The organism is Sorangium sp. So ce145 (genome assembly GCF_051525985.1).
Classification (GTDB): Bacteria; Myxococcota_A; Polyangia; order Polyangiales; family Polyangiaceae; genus Sorangium; species Sorangium cellulosum_B.
On the sequence record NZ_CP150315.1, the window covers coordinates 12,429,158 to 12,447,096 of the forward strand.

Genomic DNA, 17,939 nt, shown 5'->3' on the forward strand with positions numbered 1-17,939 from the left:
AGCGACCGCGCGCGTCGATACGTAGTCAACGTCTGTAAGGAGATTGCCATGCTCACCATCCAGAATACCGAGTCGATGATCGAGACGCAGACGACCGCCGGCGCGACCGACGTCGTCGACACGAAGGCCGGCGTGCAGCGTCTCGAGCTCACCCTCAAGAAGATCAGCGAGAAGAGCAACGAGACGCTTCAGGCCATCCCGCTGAGCTCCGCGTGTTGCAGCGGGTGCTTCTCCTCGGTCAGCTCGATCAGCGTCTCGTCGAACTCGTCGCTCGACGGCCTCGACGAGGGGCAGCTCGAGAGCGTCATCCGCATGCACGACAAGGCGCTCGACGTCATGGGCCAGGACGCCCTCGTCTCGGCCGCGATCGCCAAGGGCGTCGAGCTCGGCGCCGACACGAAGTGAACCCGTAGGCGCACCCTGGGCGGCCCGGACGCGCGCCGCGCGTCCGGGCGCCCGGGGCGCCGCCCGCCCCGCTCTAGGAGCCGCCGCCATGTCGGAGATCTCGCTCATCGATCGCCTCGCGCCGCTCATCGACGAGCGCTGCGGGATCATCCGCCGTGTCCGGCGGTTCATTTTTCCCCCCGGCTTCGAGGGGCAGATGCACGGCTTCACCGCGTTCCTCGGCAGGCCCGCGGCGCTCCACCCGGGCCCGTCGAGCGTGGGCTCGAAGCTCGGGTCGCTCACCGGCTCCGGCACGGCCGTCGACGAGACCACGGCCCAGATCCGGGCCGTCTGCGAGGCCCTCGAGCGCTACTGCGGCGTCATGTACCCGACCGAGGGGGTGCTGCGCGCGACGCCGCGCTCGCTCGGCGATCGCGCGCTCGACCCCGCGCGGCTGCCGCGCTGCTCTGCGCGCGAGCGGGCCCGCGCGCCGTCGGCCTTCCGCCTGCGCGAGCCCGATCCGGATCGCGACGAGCTCTGGGTGCGCGGCTTCTCGCTCACCCACGAGCGCCCGATCTGGGTGCCGCTCACGGCGACGTACATGGGGTTGCCGCTGCCGATCCGCGAGCACGCGCTCTTCCCGCTCTCGACGGGGTTCGCGGCGGGCGCGAGCTTCCGGCAGGCGATCCTCTCCGGCCTGTGCGAGGTGATCGAGCGCGACAGCCTCGCGCTGTTCTGGCTGCACCAGCTCCGGATGCCGCGCATCGCGCCCGGGAGCGCGCGGAGCCCGCTCGTCGCGGCGCTCCTCCGCGGCGCCGAGGCCGCGGGCACGGAGACGGCGCTGCTCGATCTCACGACCGACGTCGGCGTCCCCGTGATCGGCGCCGTGCAGACGTGCGCGCACGGCGCGCCGCATGCGATCGCGATGGCGGCCTGCCGCCCCGACGGCGAGGCCGCGGCGGCGCGCGTCCTCGAAGAGGTGGGGAGCCTGCGGGTGGCGCTGAGCGAGCCCGCTCCGCCGGTCACCCGGGCGTCGTTCTTCACCGACGCCGATCAGACGCCCGAGTCGTTCGGGCGCCTCTACGCGGGGCCCGACGGCCCGGCGCGGTTCGCGTTCGCCACGCGCGAGGCGCCGGTCGCGACCGCCTTCCCCCGCCCGATCGAGGGCGACGACCCGCTCGCGGCGATCGTCGCGCGGCTCGCCGCGCTCGGCATGGAGGTGGTCGCCGTCGACGTGACGATGCCCGAGGTCCGCGACTTCGGGATCGTCGTCGTGAAGGTGATCGTGCCCGAGCTCCTGCCCATCAGCTTCACCCACCACGCGCGCTACCTCGCGCACCCCCGCCTGTACGACGCGCCGGAGAGGCTCGGGTACGGCGCTCGCACAGAGGAGTCGATCACCGATGATCCGATCCCGTTCGCCTGAGGAGAGCCCGGCCTCGGAGCGCGCCGCCGGCGCGCCCGCGGTGCACGTCTTCCGTGACGGAAAGCTCGGCGCCCGATGCGCGGAGCTCCTGACCGGCGCGGGGGCGCGGGTCACGACGTCGGCGCTGGACGCGGGCGCGCCGGGGGCGCTGCCCGACGCGGTGATCGTCCTCGCGACCGATCGCCCCCGGCCCGCGGCGGCGCACGCGCTCGACGCGGCGGCGTTCGCGGCGCGCGTCGCCTGGACGTCGGGCACGCTGCTCGCGCACGAGCTCCGCATCGGGCCGTCGATCGTCCCCGGCCGCACGCCGTGCTTCGCCTGCTTCTCGCGGCGCGTGCGCTCGGTCGCGCTGGACCTCGAGGCGCACGACGCCCTCGAGGCGCTCGGGGCCTCGGGCGACCTTCGCCCCTGGTTCCAGGGCGAGCTCGCGGCCGTCACCGAGCAGGCCGCGGCGCTGCTCGCCGCGCAGGCGCTCGCGCTCTCCAAGGAGCGCGGCGCGCCCGAGCCGCCCCGCGCCGGAGCCGCGCGCATGGGGCGCTTCTGGGAGTGCGACGTCACGTCGGGCGCGCTCCGCGCGCGGCGCTTCGCCCGGGTCGGGCTGTGCGGGCGGTGCGCCGCCGGCGAGCACGCGGCGGGGCGCGGGGCGTCGCTCGCGGGGTACTTCGCCGAGCACCCGCTCGCGATCGCCGGATCGTCCGGCCTGGGAGGTGACCGATGAGCCCGTCCGATGATGCCTACGAGGCCCGCGATCTCAGCCGCTTCGCCGAGCTTTACTGGGAGCTCCGCTGCCCGGAGCGCCCGCGCTTCGTCGAGGATCTCCTCCGCGTGACGCTCCCGGGCGGAGCGCTCCACGTCCTCGGCGGTGAGGCGCAGATCATCCAGGGAGCGTCGCTCCCGTGGGTGATGGAGAACCTCGTGCCGCTGCTCGACGGGACGCGCACCGTCGGCGACGTCGAGGCCGCGTTTCCGGGCGTCGTCGCCTCCGACCTGCGGGACGCGATCCACCTGATGCACATGCACGGCATGCTCGAGGAGGGCGAGGGCGCCGCGGCCGACGAGGCCGAGGAGCCGCGCCGGGCGCAGCGCGCGTTCTTCAGCAGGTACCTCCGCCGGACCGGGCGCAACCGCAGCCGAGGGGAAGCGCAGCGGGCGCTCGAAGGCGCGCGCGTGCGCGCGCTGGGGGACGGCGACGCGAAGCTCGCGGGGATGCTCGTGACGATGCTCCGCGAGGCGGGCGTCGCCGACGTCCGCCTCGCCGCGAGCGCCGGGGAGCTCGCCGAGGGCGAGGTCGATCTGGCCGTGGTGATCGGCGACCAGGAGGCGCTCGAGGCGGCGGCGCGCGCGTGCATCGCGGCGCGCGTCCCGATGCTCGCGGCGAACCCCGGCACGTGGACGATCGGGCCGCTCACGATCCCCGGGGCGTCCGCGTGCCCGGCGTGCGTCCGGCTCCAGATCGGCGCCTCCGCGGCGGATCCCGCGCTCGACGACGGCGCTCTTCGCGCGCTCTGGGGGCGCGCGCTCGTGAGCCGGGTCGCGCAGCACGTGATCTTCCACGCGAGCGGGCTGCTCGCGGTGGCCCCGCTGGAGCACGTCGAGGTGTGGCGGCCCGGCGCCGGCGAGACGGCGCTCCACCCCTTCATGACCAGGCTGCCCAGCTGCCCGCTCTGCGGCGGCGACGCGCCGCCGCGGACGGCGACGCTCCCGTCCGGGCACGCGGAGAGCCTCGCGCGGATGTTCCACAACACGACGGTCGTCCAGCCGTGGCACATCGGACAGCACGCGGGGATGCAGGCGCACATCAGCCCGGAGGTGCGGAAGCTGCAGAGCACGCCGGCCGCGCCGTCGCCGCGGCGGTCTCCGGAGGGCGCCGGTGCGACGAACGCCACGCCGCTCGCCGCAGCGTTCGGCGCGCCGGTGGGGGCCGCGCTGTCGCGCCGGCGCGACGCGACGGGGACGCTCGACGCGGGCGCGCTCGGCGCGCTGCTCGAGCTGAGCTTCGGCGGGCGCGTCGAGCGCCGCGCCGAGGGCGAGGCGCACGTGCGTCGCACCACCGCGTCGGCCGGGAACCTCGGCTCGGCGGAGGCGTACGTCGCCGCGGCGCGGGTCCCCGGGCTCGCGGCGGGCGTCCACCGGTTCGAGCTCGCCGCGCGAGCGCTCACGCCGCTCCGCGCCGGCGTGGCCGCGGGCGCCCTCGCGCGCGCCGTGCTCGCGGGCGGGAGCGCCGAGCACGCCGCGGCCGTGGAGCGCGCGGGCGCCGTGATCGTCGTCGTCGGCTCGGTCGCGCGGGCGTGCTCCAAGTACTACGCGCGCGGGTACACCTACGCGCTGCTCGACGCCGGGTTGATGGCCCACCGCGTGGAGCTCCTCGCCCAGGAGCTCGGCCTCGAGGCGACGACGATCTGGACGTTCGACGACGAGGTCGTCGCGCGCGTCGTCGGCGTCGATGGCATCGATCTCGCACCGCATCTCCTCATCGCGCTCAGGGGCGCAGCCACGGAGGCCCGCGATGTCTCTCGCTGATCACAGGATCTCGTCCACGCTCGCCGCGGCGACCCAGCCCCTGCGGGGGGTTGCCGAGCTCGTCGTCGCGAGCCGCTACCCCGAGACGCGGCCGTCGCCGGAGCCCGCGCTCCCCGCGCCGTCGCCGCTGCCCGGGGACGCGGAGCGCGCCCTCTCGCTGCCCGCGCCGCGCGCGCTCGAGCCGGTCCAGCGCTCGCTCGCGTCGGTCATCGCCGCGCGGCGGAGCGGAAGGCTCTCGGCGGGGGCCCTCGACGCGGCGACGCTCGGGACGCTGCTCGCGGCCGCCGCGGCGCGGCCGGCAGGGCTCGCGGACGCGACGCTCGATCCGCTGCTGTTTCCGGTCGTCTTCGACGTCGACGGTGTCCCGCCCGGCGCGCACCGGTACGACCGCGGCGAGCACCGCCTAGCGCCGATCGGCCCGGCGTCGCGCGCGCGGATGGCCGAGACCGCGATCCTTCAGCGGGAGCACGCCATGGGCGCGGCGGTGCTCTTCCTGGTGGTCCCGATCGGGCGGTGGCTCGTGGCGTTCGGCGATCGCGGCTACCGGGGCGCGGCGTTCGCGGCGGGGTGGCTCACCGACCGCCTTTACCTCGTCGCGGAGACGCTCGGGCTCACCTACACGGCGACCGGCGGCTTCGCCCCCGCGGTCGTCGACGAGGTCCTCGGGCTCGACGGCCGCGATCACACGGCGTTCTTCGCGTTCGCCGTCGGAGGGCACCGCCAGCCGACGCCCCGAGAGGCGCCTCGCGGAGGGCAGCCGCGATGAGCCGCGGGCTCCAGATCGCGCCGTGGGGCGCGCTGCGCGTCGCGGGGATGCCGGCCGACGCGCTCGCCGGGCTCCGCCTCCGCGAGAGCCCCGCGGTCGAGCGCGAGCTCGCCGTGGCCGAGCTCGAGCTCGCGGCCGCGCGGGAGGACGCGGCGGCGCGCATGTTCGACGTCGTGCGCGGGTGCGAGGACGAGGCGCTGCGCCGCGCGGCGCTCGAGGTGAAGCGGCGGCTGTTCAACGGAAAGGCCGTGGCGGCCGGCGCGCTCGAGGGCGCGAGGACCGCGCCGCCGGAGGGGGCGCGGGCCGCGCTCGCGCTCGTCGACGCGCGCGCGGCCCGGTGCGCCGCGCTGGAGGAGCGCTACGAGGCGACGTTCGCCGCGGAGTGGATCGCCGCGTCGGAACGCTTCCGGCAGACGCTCGGGAGCTCGCGCCTGCTCGGGGGGATCCTGCTCTCGAGCGCCGACCATTATACCACGGCGCAGAAGCTCGCGGAGATCCCGAGCGGCGCGCCGCTCACCTCGGCGCAGCAGATCCGCGAGGCAACGATCGCGCGTTACGTCTTCCGCGCGACGGCGCGGACGACGCCGTTCGCGGGGTTCGCGGGCGTCGCGCTGCTCGATCTCTCCGCGTCGCCCCCGGACGTCGGTGACGCGCCGCGCGCGCCGCGCACGCCGCGCACGTCCGACGAGGCGCGGTGGCGCAGCCTCCCGCAGCTCGCGCTCGCGCACGCCGGGGAGCTCGTCGCGCGCGCGATGTCTTCTCAGCCGGCGGCTCACGCCCACGCACGCGCGCGCCTGCCGCTCCGGATGAACCCGCTCCGGCGCTTCGCGGCGGGCGCCGCGCCGTCGGTCGTGTTCTCGCGCGCCCGGTCGGGCGAGGTGATGTCGCTCGGGTGGACCCCCGCCGTCGCCCGCCTCGTCGAGGGCGCCGAGGGGCGCACGCTCGAGGACGCCGCCCGGGCGCTCGCGTCGGACGACGCCGACGAGCGAGCGTGCCGCCACGTCCTCGAGCAGCTCGTCGAGGCGGGCATGCTCGAGCCGGCGAGCGTCCCAGTGGGGCCGACCCCTGCGGCGCTGCGCGCCGCGGCGGACGCCCTGGGCGAGATCGGGTGCGCGGGCGCGCCGGACGAGCTCCGCTCGGTCGCGCGGCGCCTCGAGGACTACGCGACCGCCGGCGTCGAGACCCGCGCGCGCCTCGCCGCCGAGCTCGGCCGCGGCCCTGGGCGCTCGTCCTTGCTCGAGGATGTCATGGTGGACGGCGCCTTCGGCGCGGAGCTCCCTGTCCCACGCGGGGCGCTCGCCGAGGCGCTCGAGCCGGTCGTGCGCTTCGTGCGCGCGAGCGCCTGCGGGGCCGCGCACCGCCGGCTCTGCGCGGCGTTCATCGAGCGGTTCGGTCGTGACGGCGTGTGCGACGACGTCGGCGGGTTCGTGACCGAGATCCTCGAGGACCCGCGGCGCGTCGCGCTCATCCGCGGCGCATCCGAGCCGATCCGCTGGATCGACGCGGAGCTCGGCCGCGTCGCCGCCGCGGCGACGGGCGACGTCGTGTGCCTCGATCCAGGCCTCTTCGAGGGGCTCGCCGCCCCGGACGCGCCGTCGTCGATGGCGCTCTTCCTCCAGATCGCGCCTCCCTGCCCGCGCGACGGCGGAGCGCCGCGCGTCGTGCTCAACGGCGCGCAGGCCGGGCGCGCGAAGTACCTGTCGCGCTACCTCGCGGACGTCGAGGGGCGCGCCCCCGAGGCCCTCGAGGCGATCCGCCGCCGCCTGGCGCAGGAGGACGGTCCGCTGCCCGTCGAGCTTTCGCCCACGCTCGGCCTCAACTTCCAGGTGCACCCGCGCCTCACGGCGTGGGCGCTCGAGCTCCCGTGGGAGCCGAGCGCGCCCGGCGACAAGGTCCTGCCGCTCCGCGATCTCTCCCTCCGCTTCGACGCGGCGGCGGTCGAGCTCCGGCTGCGATCGCGGCGCCTCGGCCGAGAGATCGAGCCGATCCACCTCGGCTTCCTGCGGGACGCCGCGCTCCCCGATCCGCACTTCCTGCTCCGCGCGCTCTCGCCGCGGCTCCGCGACGACACGGTCGCGGAGCGGGCGGACCTCTACAACGTGCTCGATCGCCTCGATCTGGCCCGGGGCGTCGCGCTGGCCCCGCGGCGCCCGCGCCTCACGGTCGGTCGCGTCGTGGTGGAGCGCGCGCGGTGGGCGATCCCGGTGAGCGCGATCCCGCGCAAGGAGCCGAAGCAGCCGTACGCGTCGTACTTCCGCGCGATCGCGCGCCTGCGGGGCGAGCTCGAGCTCCCGAGCCGGGGGTTCGCCCGGTACGTCGGGCGGGAGGTGGCCGGCTACGGCTTCACCGAGACGAACATGTACGTCGACTGGGAGAGCCCGTTCACGCTGATCGGGCTGGCTCGCCTGCTCGGCGGTCCCGGCGGCGGGACGAGCGGGTACCTCGTCTTCACCGAGCTCCTGCCGGAGCCCGAGGCGTCGTGGCTGCGCCTCGAAGGGAGGCCGCACGCGGCGGAGCTGCTCGTCGAGATCGACGGCGAGAGGAGCGCGCGATGAGCTGGATCTACCGGAAGCTGTTCCACGATCGGGGCCTCGAGGGGGAGGGGACGGACGCGCTCCTCCTCGGGCTCGTCGAGCCGCTCGTGTCCGAGCTCGAGCAGCGCGGCGCGATCGATCGCTTCTTCTTCCTCCGGTACGCCGAGGGAGGCGACCACCTGCGGCTGCGCGTGCGCGCGGCGCCCGGGCGCGACCCCGTCGACGTGGCGGCGCGCGTGGACGCGGCGGCGGCGTGCTGCGCCGCCGTGTCGCGCGCGGAGGCCGCCGTTTACGAGCCGGAGCTCGAGAAGCACGGAGGACCCGCGGGGATGGAGATCGCGGAGCGGCAGTTCTTCGCGTCGAGCAGGTTCGCGCTCGGCTGCATCCGGAAGACGGCGGGGCGACCGCGGGCGCGCGCCCTCGTCGCGGCGTGCGCGCTCGACGCGCTGCTCGCGCGCGCGGGCGTCACGGGCGACGCGCGGCGGTCGTTCCTCGCGGGGTACGCGCGGCACTGGCGCACGTTCGCCCGCGCGATCTCGGGCGTGGAGCTCGTCTATGAAGCGCCGGATGCCGAGTCGGTCGCGCTGGTGCGCGCGCTCGTGCGGGGGGAGGGGCTCGCCGCGCTCGGCGATCTCGTCGACGGCGAGCGCGCGCTCCTCACCGCGTTCGACGCGGATCTGCCCGAGCTCGCCGAGGCGTCGCGGCGCGGAGCGCTCGGCGTGCCGCTGGCGACGGTCCTGACCAACCTCGCCCACACGTTCCATAACCGCCTCGGGCTCACGCTCGCCTTCGAGGTGTGGGTGGCCGACGCGCTCGCCGAGGCAGGCGCCCCGCACGAGCCGCCGCGGGCTCGCCCGCCGGGCGTCTCGCCGGGCGAGGCGTGGCAGCGCCTCGCCCGCGCGGCCGAGCAGCGCCGGCCCGTCACCGCGCTCCTCGACCCCTGCGATGGCGCCGCGCTCGACGCGCTCCGCGACGCAGCCCGCCGCGACGGCCTCTGGTTCATCGCGCCCGCCGCGCCCGCCGGCGGGATGTCCGCGCCCTTCGCGCTGCTGCGCGCCCTCGCGGACGCCCACCCGGCGGGCGGCGCGCTCCTCGCTGCCCTCGGCCGCATCGAGGCCGCGCACGACGCGCCGGAGTGCCCGCTGCCGCCCGACCCGGCTTCCGTGGCCGAGGCGCTCCGCGCCTTCCTCGCGGAGCACACGCTCGAGCCCACGGTGCTCGTCCTCCGCGACGTCGACGGCGCCGACGCCGACACGCAGCACGCCGTCGCGTTCCTCGCGCGCGCCCTGGAGACGGAGCCGCTCGCCCTCGTCGTCACCGCGAGCGGGCGCCCGACCCCCGGGTGGGCCGCGATCGTGGCCGAGATCGAGGAGGGGCCGGGGCTCCTCCGCGTCGCGCCCGCGCCCGCGCCCGCGCTCGAAGGCGAAGCGGCCGCCCCCGCCGTGACGCCGGGGCCCGCGACGGTCGCGCGGGGCGAAGCGTTCTGCCGCGCCGGCGCGCTGCACGAGGCCGCCGCGATCCTCGGCGACGCCCTGGCGTCGCCCGGCCTCTCTCCCGAGGCGCGGGCCGACGCGCTCGTGGCGCTCGCGAGGACGATGCTCCGCATGTCGCGCCCCGCCCTCGCGCGGCAGGCGGCGGAGGCGGCGCTCCGCCTCGGCCTCCCGGAGCGCCGCCGCGCGCTCGCGCGGCGCGTCCTCCTCGCCGCGCTCCACAACCTGGGCGAGACCGCCGCGCTCGACGCGCTCCGGGACGAGGTCGATCAGCGGCGCTCGGCGCCCGGCGCGTCCGCCGCGGAGCGCTGCTGGGCGGAGCTCGACGCCGCGCTCGTGTGCGCGACCGGCGAGCGCCGCGCCGAGCACGAGGCGCGGCTCGACGCCCTGCTCGCCGCGCCGCGCGGCGACGCGCCGACGCAGTGCCTCGCCGCCGCGCACGCGTGGCGCGGCGCCGCGCACGCGGCCAGCGGCGAGCACGAGCGCGGCCTCGCGCACCAGCGCCGGGCGCTCGCCTTCGCCGAGGAGCTCGCCGATTTCCGCCGCGCCCTCATGGTGCGCGTGCGCCTCGCGAGCAGCGTCGCGGCCGCGGGCGAGCTCGCCGAGGCGGCGGCGCTCTTCGAGCTCGCGGCCTGTCACGCCGCGTGGATCGGCCTCTTCGACCTCGCGTCGCTCGCCGCGCAGAACGCGATCTCGCTCGGCCTCGCGCGCCGCGACGCGGCCCCGGTCCGCGCGTGGCTCGACGGCGCCCGGCCCGCGCGCGCCCGCGTGTGGCGCTCGCCCTACGGCGAGCTCGCCGTGCTCTACGCGCGCGCCGAGTCGGCCCTCGCGCGGGGGGAGGCCGGGGCGGCGGGGGCGCACCTCGATCGGCTGCGCGCGCGCCTCGCCGCGCTCGGGGGGGCCGCCCCGCGGAGCGCGCCCCTGCTCGCGCTCGCCGCGGCGCACCTCGAGGCCGACGTCGCCGCCGCCGCGGGGGACGACGCCGGCAGGGCGGCCGCGCTCGCACGCGCCGCGGAGCTCACCCCGGGCGTGCCGCCGGAGGAGCGGCGGCTCGTCGTGGCCATCGCCCGCGCGCGGCGCGACGCCTCCCGCGGCGACGGCCGCCGCGACAGGCCGGTGGTCCTCGGTTTGCAGAGCACTTGAACGGAGAACGAACTCGAGCCGCGCCCGCCACGGGCGCAGAGCGAAGGAGAAGCATCGTGGAGACTCAGACCAAGCTTCCGCCCATGCCGGGGCTCTCGGGCCCCGAGAAGAAGCGCTTCATGAACGGCACCCACCGCACGGCCTCGCCCGAGGAGACCTTGGATCGCATCAAGGGCTTCATGCCGGCGATGGGGATCACGCGGATCGCCAACGTCACGGGGCTCGACGCGATCGGGATACCGGTCGTCGTCGTCTGCCGCCCCAACTCGCGCTCTCTCTCGGTCAGCCAGGGAAAGGGGCTGACGCTCGCGGCGGCGAAGGTCTCGGGGCTGATGGAGTCGATCGAGGCCTATCACGGCGAGAACATCGTCCGGCCGCTGCTCCTCGGCTCCTCTCGCGAGCTCCGGCGCTCCCACGCGATAGCCGACGTCTCCGCGCTGCCGCGGACCTCGAGCGTGCCGTTCGACGAGGACACCCCGCTCCTGTGGGCCGAGGGCTACGACCTCATGCGCGGCGCTCCCGTGTGGGTCCCCTACGAGCTCGTGCACGTCAACGCCACCGCGACGGGCCGCGTCAACCCGGGTATCTTCTGCTGCTCGACCAACGGGCTCTCGTCGGGGAACGGGCTCCTCGAGGCGGTGAGCTACGGTATCTGCGAGGTGGTCGAGCGCGACGCCACGGCCGTGTGGGGCGCCCTCACCGACGAGGAGCGGGACGCGAGGCGGCTCGATCTCGACAGCATCGACGATCCCGGCTGCCGCGAGGTGCTCGCGAAATTCGCGGCCGCCGGGGTCGCCGTCGGCGCGTGGGAGACCACCTCCGACGTCGGTATCCCCTCGTACGAGTGCCTGATCGCCGAGCGGACGGAGGACGCCGTCCGGGCGCTCCACGGCTCCGGCGGGCAAGGCTGCCATCCGTCGCGCGCCGTCGCGCTGCTGCGCGCCCTCACCGAGGCCGCGCAGACCCGGCTCACGGTCATCTCGGGCGCGCGCGACGACCTCCTCCGGGCCGAGTACGACCGCCACCGGAGCCCGGATCAGGTCCGGCACGTCCGCCGGCTGCTGACGGCGCGCGGAGAGCGCCCGTTCTCCGCGGGCCCGACGTTCGCGGGCGACACGTTCGAGGACGACGTCGCCTGGCAGCTCGAGCGGCTGCGCGCGGTCGGGATCGACAGCGTCGTCGCCTTCGATCTCACGAAGCCGGAGTTCGGCATCCCCGTCGTCAAGATAGTTATCCCCGGGCTCGAAGGGATCCACTCGTTCCCCAACTACATCCCTGGCCGCCGGTTCCGCCGCGCGCTCGAGCGCCGGAGCGCGGCGAGCCTGAAGGAGATCGCATGAGCCTCATCGTCTTTGTCGGTCCGACCCTCTCGCTCGAGGCCGCGCGGGCGGAGCTCGACGCCCTCTATCTGCCGCCGGTCTCGCAGGGCGACGTCTACCGGGCATGCGCGAAGCGCCCGAGCGCCATCGCGATCATCGACGGCTACTTCGAGCGGGTCCCGGCGGTCTGGCACAAGGAGATCCTCTTCGCGATGGCGCAGGGCATCCACGTCTTCGGGAGCTCCAGCATGGGGGCGCTGCGCGCCGCCGAGCTCTCCGCCTTCGGCATGGAAGGCGTGGGCGCCATCTTCGAGGCGTACCGCGACGGCCTCATCGAGGATGACGACGAGGTGGCCGTCGTCCACGGCCCCGCGGACAGCGGCTTTCGCGCCGGCTCCGAGGCGATGGTCAACATCCGCAGGACGTTCGACGCCGCGGCGGCCGCGGGCGTGATCACCGCCGCCACGCGCGACGCGCTCACGGCGGTCGCAAAGTCTCTTTACTATCCCGACCGCGTCTATCCCGTGATCCTCGACGCCGCGTCCCGCCACGGCGTCCCGCAGAGCGAGCTCGCGTCGCTGCGCGACTTCCTCCCGAAGGGGCGCGTCAACCAGAAGCGCGACGACGCGATCGCGCTGCTCCGGCACCTCCGCGCGCGCGCCGAGGCGGGCTTCTCGCTGAAGACCGTCACGTACAGGTTCGAGGTCACCGAGTTCTGGTGCCGCGCCGAGCAGGCCGCTGGCGAGATGGTCGCCGCGGAGCGCCCGAGCGCCGGCGACCCGTCGCCGTACGAGACGGTCGCCCTCGACGGCATCCTGGACGAGCTCCGGCTCGACGCGGCGGCCTACGGCCGGGCGAAGCGCGGGGCCATGCTCCGGTACCTCGCGCTGCAGGAGGCGGAGCGGCGCGGCCTCACCGTGGACAACGCCGCGCTGGAGCGGACGTCCGACGCCTTCCGCCGCGAGCGGCGGCTCTATGAGCCGGACGACGTGAAGGCGTGGATGGGTCGGTTCAGCGTCGGCTGGGGCGAGCTGACGCGGCTGCTCCGCGACGAGGCGCTCATCGGCTGGGTCGAGAAGGCGGTCGACGAGGTGGCGCAAGGCCACGTCCGCGACCACCTCTCGGTCTCCGGCGAGTACGCGGAGCTGCTCTCCCGGGCCCGCGACAAGCAGCGGCGCCTCGCCGAGCTCGGCCTGTCGAACCCCGCCTTCTCCGACGCCGGGATGGCCGAAGGCGACCTGATCCGGTGGTATTTCGAGCGATGCCTGGGCGCGCCCGTGCCGCCCGATCCGGCGGGCGCGCTGCGCTCCGCCGGCTTCGCCGACGCGGACGAGTTCAAGCGCGTGGCGCTGCGCGAGGTGTGTTATCGCCGCGCCGCGCACGGCGACCGGGCCGCGAGCGCCTCGGCCCCGGAGCGCCGGTGACGCCCGCGATCTCGCTCCGCGGGGCGACGAAGGTCTTCGCGTCGCGCCGGGCCGTCGACGCCGTGTCGTTCGAGGTGCGGCGCGGCGGCGCCACCGCGCTCCTCGGCCGGAACGGCGCCGGGAAGACGACGACGATGCGCCTCGTGACAGGCATCCTCCGCCCCGACGAGGGCGCGGTCGAGGTGCTCGGGGGCAGGAGCGACAGCGTCGCGATCCGCGATCGCGTCGGGTACCTCCCGGAGGAGCGAGGCCTGTACAAGCAGATGGAGGTCGCCGAGCACCTGGCCTTCCTCGGCGAGCTCAAGGGCGTCCGCCCGCGCCGTGCGCGCGAGCGCGCCGCGCGGCTCCTCCGGTCGCTCGAGCTCGAGCACGTCGCGCGCGCGCGGATCGAGACGCTGTCGAAGGGCAACCAGCAGAAGGTGCAGCTCTGCGGCGCGCTCGTCCACGACCCGGAGATCCTCGTCCTCGACGAGCCGATGTCGGGCCTCGATCCCGTCAACGCCGTGCTCGTGAAGCGGCTCTTCGGGGAGCTCCGCGCCGCCGGAAAGACCCTCTTGCTCTCGACCCACGTCATGCCGCTCGCCGAGAGCCTGGCCGACCACGTGGTCGTCGTCGATCGGGGGCGCGTCGTCCTTTCGGGGCCCGTCGGCGAGGTGAAGGCGTCCTTCGCCGGCAACACAGCGCGGATCGAGTTCGACGGCGACGGGACCTTCCTCCTCGGCGTCGACGGCGTGGTGAGCGCGCGGATCGAGCCGGGCGTGGCGGAGCTCGTGCTGCGCGACGCCGGCGACGCGCAGCGGGCGCTCTCGGCGGCGCTCTCGCGCCTCCGGGTGCGGCGGTTCGAGGTCTCGTCGCCGTCGCTCGGCGAGATCTTCTCTCGCGTCGTCGGCGAGGGCGCCCCGCCGCCGCTCGCCCACAGGGCGCGCGCGGGTCGGGGCGCGGAGCTGGAGGCATCGTGAGCCGCGTCCTCGTCGTGCTGAAGCGTGAGTACGTCGCCTCGGTGAAGACAGCGTCCTTCGCCCTCACGACGCTCCTCCTGCCGGTCCTCTTCGCGGCGGTGGGCCTGCTCCCCGCGCTCCTCGTCGCCGTCGGCGCCGGCGATCGCTCCGTCGTCGTGGTCGACGGGACAGGCAGGCTCCGCGGGGTCGTGGAGGCCGCCTCCGCGAGCCTGGCCGAGGAGGCGTCGGCGCGGTCCTCCGCGAGGTCGCTCGGCGCCGCGATGGGCAGCGCTGTGCTCCCGAGGGCCGCCCGGCTGCGGCTCACCTACGTGGCCCCCGGGGACGCCGCCGCCACGAGCGCGGCCGTCGCGGCGCTGCTCGACGGCGCGAGGGCGAGCGTCGAGGCGGGAGGGCACGGCGTGGACGGCGTGGTGGTGCTCCCGCCCGCGATGCTCGAGGACCCCGGCGCGCGGGGCGCGCTGTACGCGAACGGGGCTGACCTCGATGCCGTCGAGCGCGCCGCGGCGGTGGTGGCGCGCGGCGTCGCCGTGGCGCGGTGGACGGCGCGCGGCCGCGACGCCGCCGAGATCGAGGGCCTCCTGTCGCCCCCTGCGTTCGATCCGGCGCCCCTCTCCTCGAGCGGCCCCGGGGGCCCCGGCGGCGACCTCGACCTGCTCGTCGCCTTCGGCTTCGGCGGCCTGCTCTTCGTCGCGATCCTCTTGAATGGTCGCGAGATCTTGCGCCGCATCGTGCAGGAGAAGTCGGACCGGATCATGGAGATCCTCCTCTCCTCGGTGACCCCGTTCGAGCTCCTGTCCGGGAGGATCCTCGGCCTCGCCGCCGCCGGCCTCACGCAGATCCTCGTCTGGCTCGGGATGGCGGCCGTCGCGGGCGTCGCGACAGGCGCGCTGGGAGGGCCGCGCCTCATCGACGCCGAGACCCTGCTTCGCCCCATGGTCGCCGTGTACTTCGTCGTGTTCTTCCTCCTGGGATACCTCGTGAACGTGGCTGTCTATGCCGTCGGCGGCGCGGCCGCGAGCTCCGAAAAGGCCGCGCAGCAGCTGATGAGCCCGATCTCGATGGCGCTCTCCGCGCCGCCGTTCTTCCTCGTCGTCATCGCCGGTCACCCCGGCTCGACGCTCGCCGTCGTGCTCTCGATGATCCCGATCTACGCCCCGATGGTGATGTTCGTCCGGGTCCTCGTCTCCGAGCCGCCGCTCTGGCAGATCCTCGTCGCCATCGGCGGCACCGGCGCGACCGTGCTGCTCTTCGTCTGGGTCGCTGCCAAGATCTTCCGGACAGGCGTCCTCTCCCAGGGAGCGACGCCGACCCTCCGCGAGCTCTGCCGCTGGGCCCGCGCCAGGTGACGCGGGCGGGCGGCGCGATCGGCTGTCCGGACGCGCGGCGCAGCGCTTTCAAGCCGCCGACAGCGTCTTGCCTGTCTCGAGCAGCGTCTTCAGATCGCTCAGGATATAGCTCCAGCCACCGCCGGCTTCCTTGATCGCGCCCGAGGTGATGGCGGCTGTCTTGGGCGCGTCGCCGACCTCGTGGGTCACGGTCAGCGACGTGATGCCGTAGGGGCTCACCTCGATCTCCCAGGTAAGTCGCCTGAAGCCTTCCTCCTTCATCTCGGGATCCCAGAGGATGCGCCACGTCTGAACGAGCTTTCTCGGGGGATCGGCCTCGATGACCTCTCCATCGATGATCACGTTGGGGCCGCCGTGCTGGGCCATCTCCGCGTTCGCGAACGCCTGGTATTTGCCGCCGGGGCGCAGATCATACTCCGCGCGGGCGCAGTAACCGTATTTCTCGATCCACTCGGGCTTCGTGATCGCATCCCAGACGGCCTCGGGCGTCGCCTTGATGTGGACTCGGTAGACGTGGACCGGCTTCTCACTCTTCGTCGTCATTGTTCTTCTCCAGGTGTTTCTTCAGATCAACGAGCGCCGAAATGCGCCCCTCGGTGTACTTGTCGATCCAACGATCGTGGATCTGGCGAATGGGGACCGGGTTCAGGTAGTGGAGCTTCTTCCGGCCCGATCGAACCGTGACGACGAGCCCCGCGGCTTCGAGCACCCGGAGGTGCTTCATCACGCCGAACCTCGACATCTCGAGCTCGGACTCGAGCTCCGTGAGCGTGAGGCCGTCACGCGCGAAGAGCCGGTCGAGCAGGGAGCGCCGTGTGGGATCGGCCAGCGCCTTGAAGACGCGATCGTCGTCCGTCACCTCCTTGATATGTTACCAAATGGTCACCTGTCAAGGTCCGGGATGCTCGGCCGTCGCGGGTCCGGGCGCGGGCCGCGTCAGGTGCTCCGATGTAGGATGCGAGGGGCCGCGACAGCTTGACGCTCGCGCTCGGCGACCGGAGGCATGGGCTCGAGGGGATGCGGTGACGCGGCGGACGCCGGATGTGCAGCCGAGGGGCGACCTCAGAAGCCTTCGCCGTTTTCGAGGATCGACGGGCAGAACGCGCGGACGCCCACGCACTCCGCAGGAGGCTGCAAGAGGTCGAGGCTGGACCCGCACGAGAGCGCCTTGAGGGTGCCGGCCATGGCGATCAGGCAGGTCTTGGCCTCCGCGACCGTGACGGTGCACCCCTCGAAGTCGTACGTGAAGCACCTGGTCGACGTCAGAGGTTCATTTGCAGAGAGGAGGCACGCCCGCCAGATGGCCACGCAGTCCTCTATCCCAGAGGCGTTGAGCAGTCCGATGAGATCGCACTGGTCTACTTTCGCGAGCTTCATCGGCTCTTTGAGGTCGTCGCACACCTGGTTGGCCTCTTCGGCCGTCAGCTCGCCGAGCTGCCGGCTCTCGTCGAGGGCGATCGCGGTCTCGCCCCCATCGTCACCGCACGCCGCGAGCGCGAGCCCAGCCGCCAGGACCTCGAGAAGCGTCATCCGTCTCATTCGAGCTCTCCTTGACAAGGAAGGTGCGTTCCTGGCCGTTCAGGACCCGCAGGCGCCCCCGTCGCCCCGACGATACCCGCGCTCCGCGCTCTCGGGCAGCGTCCCAGCCGGATCGCCACGTCGGCCTTGCGTGCCACGTGGTCGACGGTCTCGTCGGTGAAGCTCAGATCGGCGGACAGCGCGGGATGGCGCTCGAGGCGTGCACGGTCGCGCGCAGCTCGCGGAGGTGCTCGGCGCACCGCATGTCATGGCCTGGTCGGAGAGGGGGCGTGACGGGCGCGGTTCCGGACAGGGAGCTTCACCGCGATGGCGACGAGGCCAAGCTCCCCGGGCTGTTCCTGGCCGACCTCGTGGCGCTCATCGCGCGCTTCGCCGTCGTGACGCCCGAGATCGAGCGGTGAGCGGGGCGCTGGGCGACCTCAGGAGCCCTCGCCCTCGGGCCCCCCGGTGCTGAGGACCTCCGGGCACTTCTCGTTGAGGGCGGCGCAACCTGCCGGGGGCTCTCCGGAGGTGTCGGGCGGCGTTGCGCACGTGATCGCCTTGAGGGCGTCGGTCTGGGCCTTCACGCAGGCCTTGTACTCCGCCACCGTCGCGGTACAGCCCGCGAAGCCCTCGGTGGAGCACTCGCCGCCGCCCTGCGGGGGCTGCTCCGGTCCGCTCATGCACTCGGCCTTGGTGGCCTCGCAGTCACCGCCGAACGCGCCGGCGAACGCGCCGGCGACCTCGCACAGGTCTTCCTTCGTGACGGTGACCGACGTGGCGAGATCCTGGCACAGCGCCTGGGAGTCCGCGGCCGTCAGCTGGCCGAGCTGCTTGCCGTCGAGGTCACCTCCGCTCTGGCCCCCGGTGTCCCCGCTGCCCCCGTCGTCGTCGCCGCCGCATGCCGCGAGCGCGAGGCCAGCCATCAGCAATCCAAGAAGCTTCATCCGTGTCATCGAGCGCTCCCTCATCGAGAATGTTCACCTGAGTGTCCGCGCGGCGCTCGAGGACGGCTCCGCCGAAGGAAGCGAGCGGGCTGCATCGTCGACCGGGCAGGCGCGCGGGCCGAGCCTATTACGACCGCGGTTCCGTCTTTCTTCCTGCTGGAGA

Annotated in this window: 16 protein-coding genes; 12 read left to right on the forward strand and 4 right to left on the reverse strand. The window is 74.6% G+C overall.

Annotation, left to right across the window (positions count from 1 at the left end; translation table 11 throughout):
- Positions 1-48 precede the first annotated feature (48 nt).
- The 11 genes from WMF34_RS46300 (at position 49) to WMF34_RS46350 (ending at position 15,311) form a co-directional block, all read left to right on the forward strand.
- A complete protein-coding gene (locus WMF34_RS46300; protein ID WP_437991821.1) occupies positions 49-405 on the forward strand; it encodes a hypothetical protein in 357 nt (118 codons plus the stop codon).
- An 88-nt stretch (positions 406-493) separates the two neighbouring features.
- A complete protein-coding gene (locus WMF34_RS46305) occupies positions 494-1,810 on the forward strand; it encodes a YcaO-like family protein (RefSeq protein WP_437991822.1) in 1,317 nt (438 codons plus the stop codon).
- The gene (locus WMF34_RS46310; protein ID WP_437991823.1) at positions 1,788-2,528 is read left to right on the forward strand and encodes a hypothetical protein; all 741 of its coding nucleotides are present in this window, start codon (positions 1,788-1,790) and stop codon (positions 2,526-2,528) included. Before WMF34_RS46305 ends, WMF34_RS46310 begins: the two co-directional genes overlap by 23 nt.
- A complete protein-coding gene (locus tag WMF34_RS46315; protein WP_437991824.1) occupies positions 2,525-4,330 on the forward strand; it encodes a SagB family peptide dehydrogenase in 1,806 nt (601 codons plus the stop codon). Before WMF34_RS46310 ends, WMF34_RS46315 begins: the two co-directional genes overlap by 4 nt.
- Positions 4,317-5,096 carry a nitroreductase family protein gene (locus WMF34_RS46320; protein WP_437991825.1) on the forward strand — a complete coding sequence of 260 codons (780 nt, stop codon included), beginning with the start codon at positions 4,317-4,319 and terminating at the stop codon, positions 5,094-5,096. The genes WMF34_RS46315 and WMF34_RS46320 overlap by 14 nt, the downstream gene beginning before the upstream one ends.
- A complete protein-coding gene (locus WMF34_RS46325) occupies positions 5,093-7,651 on the forward strand; it encodes a lantibiotic dehydratase (RefSeq protein WP_437991826.1) in 2,559 nt (852 codons plus the stop codon). Before WMF34_RS46320 ends, WMF34_RS46325 begins: the two co-directional genes overlap by 4 nt.
- A complete protein-coding gene (locus WMF34_RS46330; protein WP_437991827.1) occupies positions 7,648-10,263 on the forward strand; it encodes a thiopeptide-type bacteriocin biosynthesis protein in 2,616 nt (871 codons plus the stop codon). The genes WMF34_RS46325 and WMF34_RS46330 overlap by 4 nt, the downstream gene beginning before the upstream one ends.
- Before the next feature lie 56 nt (positions 10,264-10,319).
- The gene (locus tag WMF34_RS46335) at positions 10,320-11,603 is read left to right on the forward strand and encodes a YcaO-like family protein (RefSeq protein WP_437991828.1); all 1,284 of its coding nucleotides are present in this window, start codon (positions 10,320-10,322) and stop codon (positions 11,601-11,603) included.
- Entirely contained in the window at positions 11,600-13,006 is a 1,407-nt protein-coding gene (locus WMF34_RS46340) for a TfuA-like protein (protein ID WP_437991829.1), read from the forward strand. Before WMF34_RS46335 ends, WMF34_RS46340 begins: the two co-directional genes overlap by 4 nt.
- Positions 13,003-13,965: an ABC transporter ATP-binding protein gene (locus WMF34_RS46345; protein WP_437991830.1), complete on the forward strand. Its 963-nt coding sequence runs from the start codon at positions 13,003-13,005 to the stop codon at positions 13,963-13,965. The genes WMF34_RS46340 and WMF34_RS46345 overlap by 4 nt, the downstream gene beginning before the upstream one ends.
- On the forward strand, positions 13,962-15,311 hold the full coding sequence (locus WMF34_RS46350; RefSeq protein ID WP_437991831.1) for an ABC transporter permease: 1,350 nt from the start codon (positions 13,962-13,964) through the stop codon (positions 15,309-15,311). The genes WMF34_RS46345 and WMF34_RS46350 overlap by 4 nt, the downstream gene beginning before the upstream one ends.
- A 48-nt stretch (positions 15,312-15,359) precedes the next feature.
- On the opposite strand, the gene WMF34_RS46355 is transcribed toward WMF34_RS46350, so the two are convergent.
- The 3 genes from WMF34_RS46355 to WMF34_RS46365 all read right to left on the reverse strand — a co-directional run bounded on the left by WMF34_RS46355 (position 15,360) and on the right by WMF34_RS46365 (position 16,841).
- Complete coding sequence (locus WMF34_RS46355) at positions 15,360-15,854, reverse strand: SRPBCC family protein (protein WP_437991832.1); 495 nt, start codon at positions 15,852-15,854, stop codon at positions 15,360-15,362.
- Positions 15,838-16,170: an ArsR/SmtB family transcription factor gene (locus WMF34_RS46360; protein ID WP_437296829.1), complete on the reverse strand. Its 333-nt coding sequence runs from the start codon at positions 16,168-16,170 to the stop codon at positions 15,838-15,840. Before WMF34_RS46360 ends, WMF34_RS46355 begins: the two co-directional genes overlap by 17 nt.
- A 203-nt stretch (positions 16,171-16,373) precedes the next feature.
- The gene (locus WMF34_RS46365; protein ID WP_437991833.1) at positions 16,374-16,841 is read right to left on the reverse strand and encodes a hypothetical protein; all 468 of its coding nucleotides are present in this window, start codon (positions 16,839-16,841) and stop codon (positions 16,374-16,376) included.
- Positions 16,842-17,119: 278 nt separating this feature from the next.
- Here WMF34_RS46365 and WMF34_RS46370 point away from each other — a divergent pair, with 278 nt between their 5' ends.
- Positions 17,120-17,251, forward strand: coding sequence for a hypothetical protein (locus WMF34_RS46370; protein ID WP_437991834.1), 132 nt, complete (start codon positions 17,120-17,122; stop codon positions 17,249-17,251).
- 18 nt (positions 17,252-17,269) lie between these two features.
- Here the strand turns inward: WMF34_RS46370 and WMF34_RS46375 are convergent, their stop codons facing one another.
- Positions 17,270-17,785 (reverse strand): hypothetical protein, encoded by a 516-nt coding sequence (locus tag WMF34_RS46375; RefSeq protein WP_012241691.1) that lies wholly within the window; start codon positions 17,783-17,785, stop codon positions 17,270-17,272.
- Positions 17,786-17,939 lie beyond the last annotated feature (154 nt).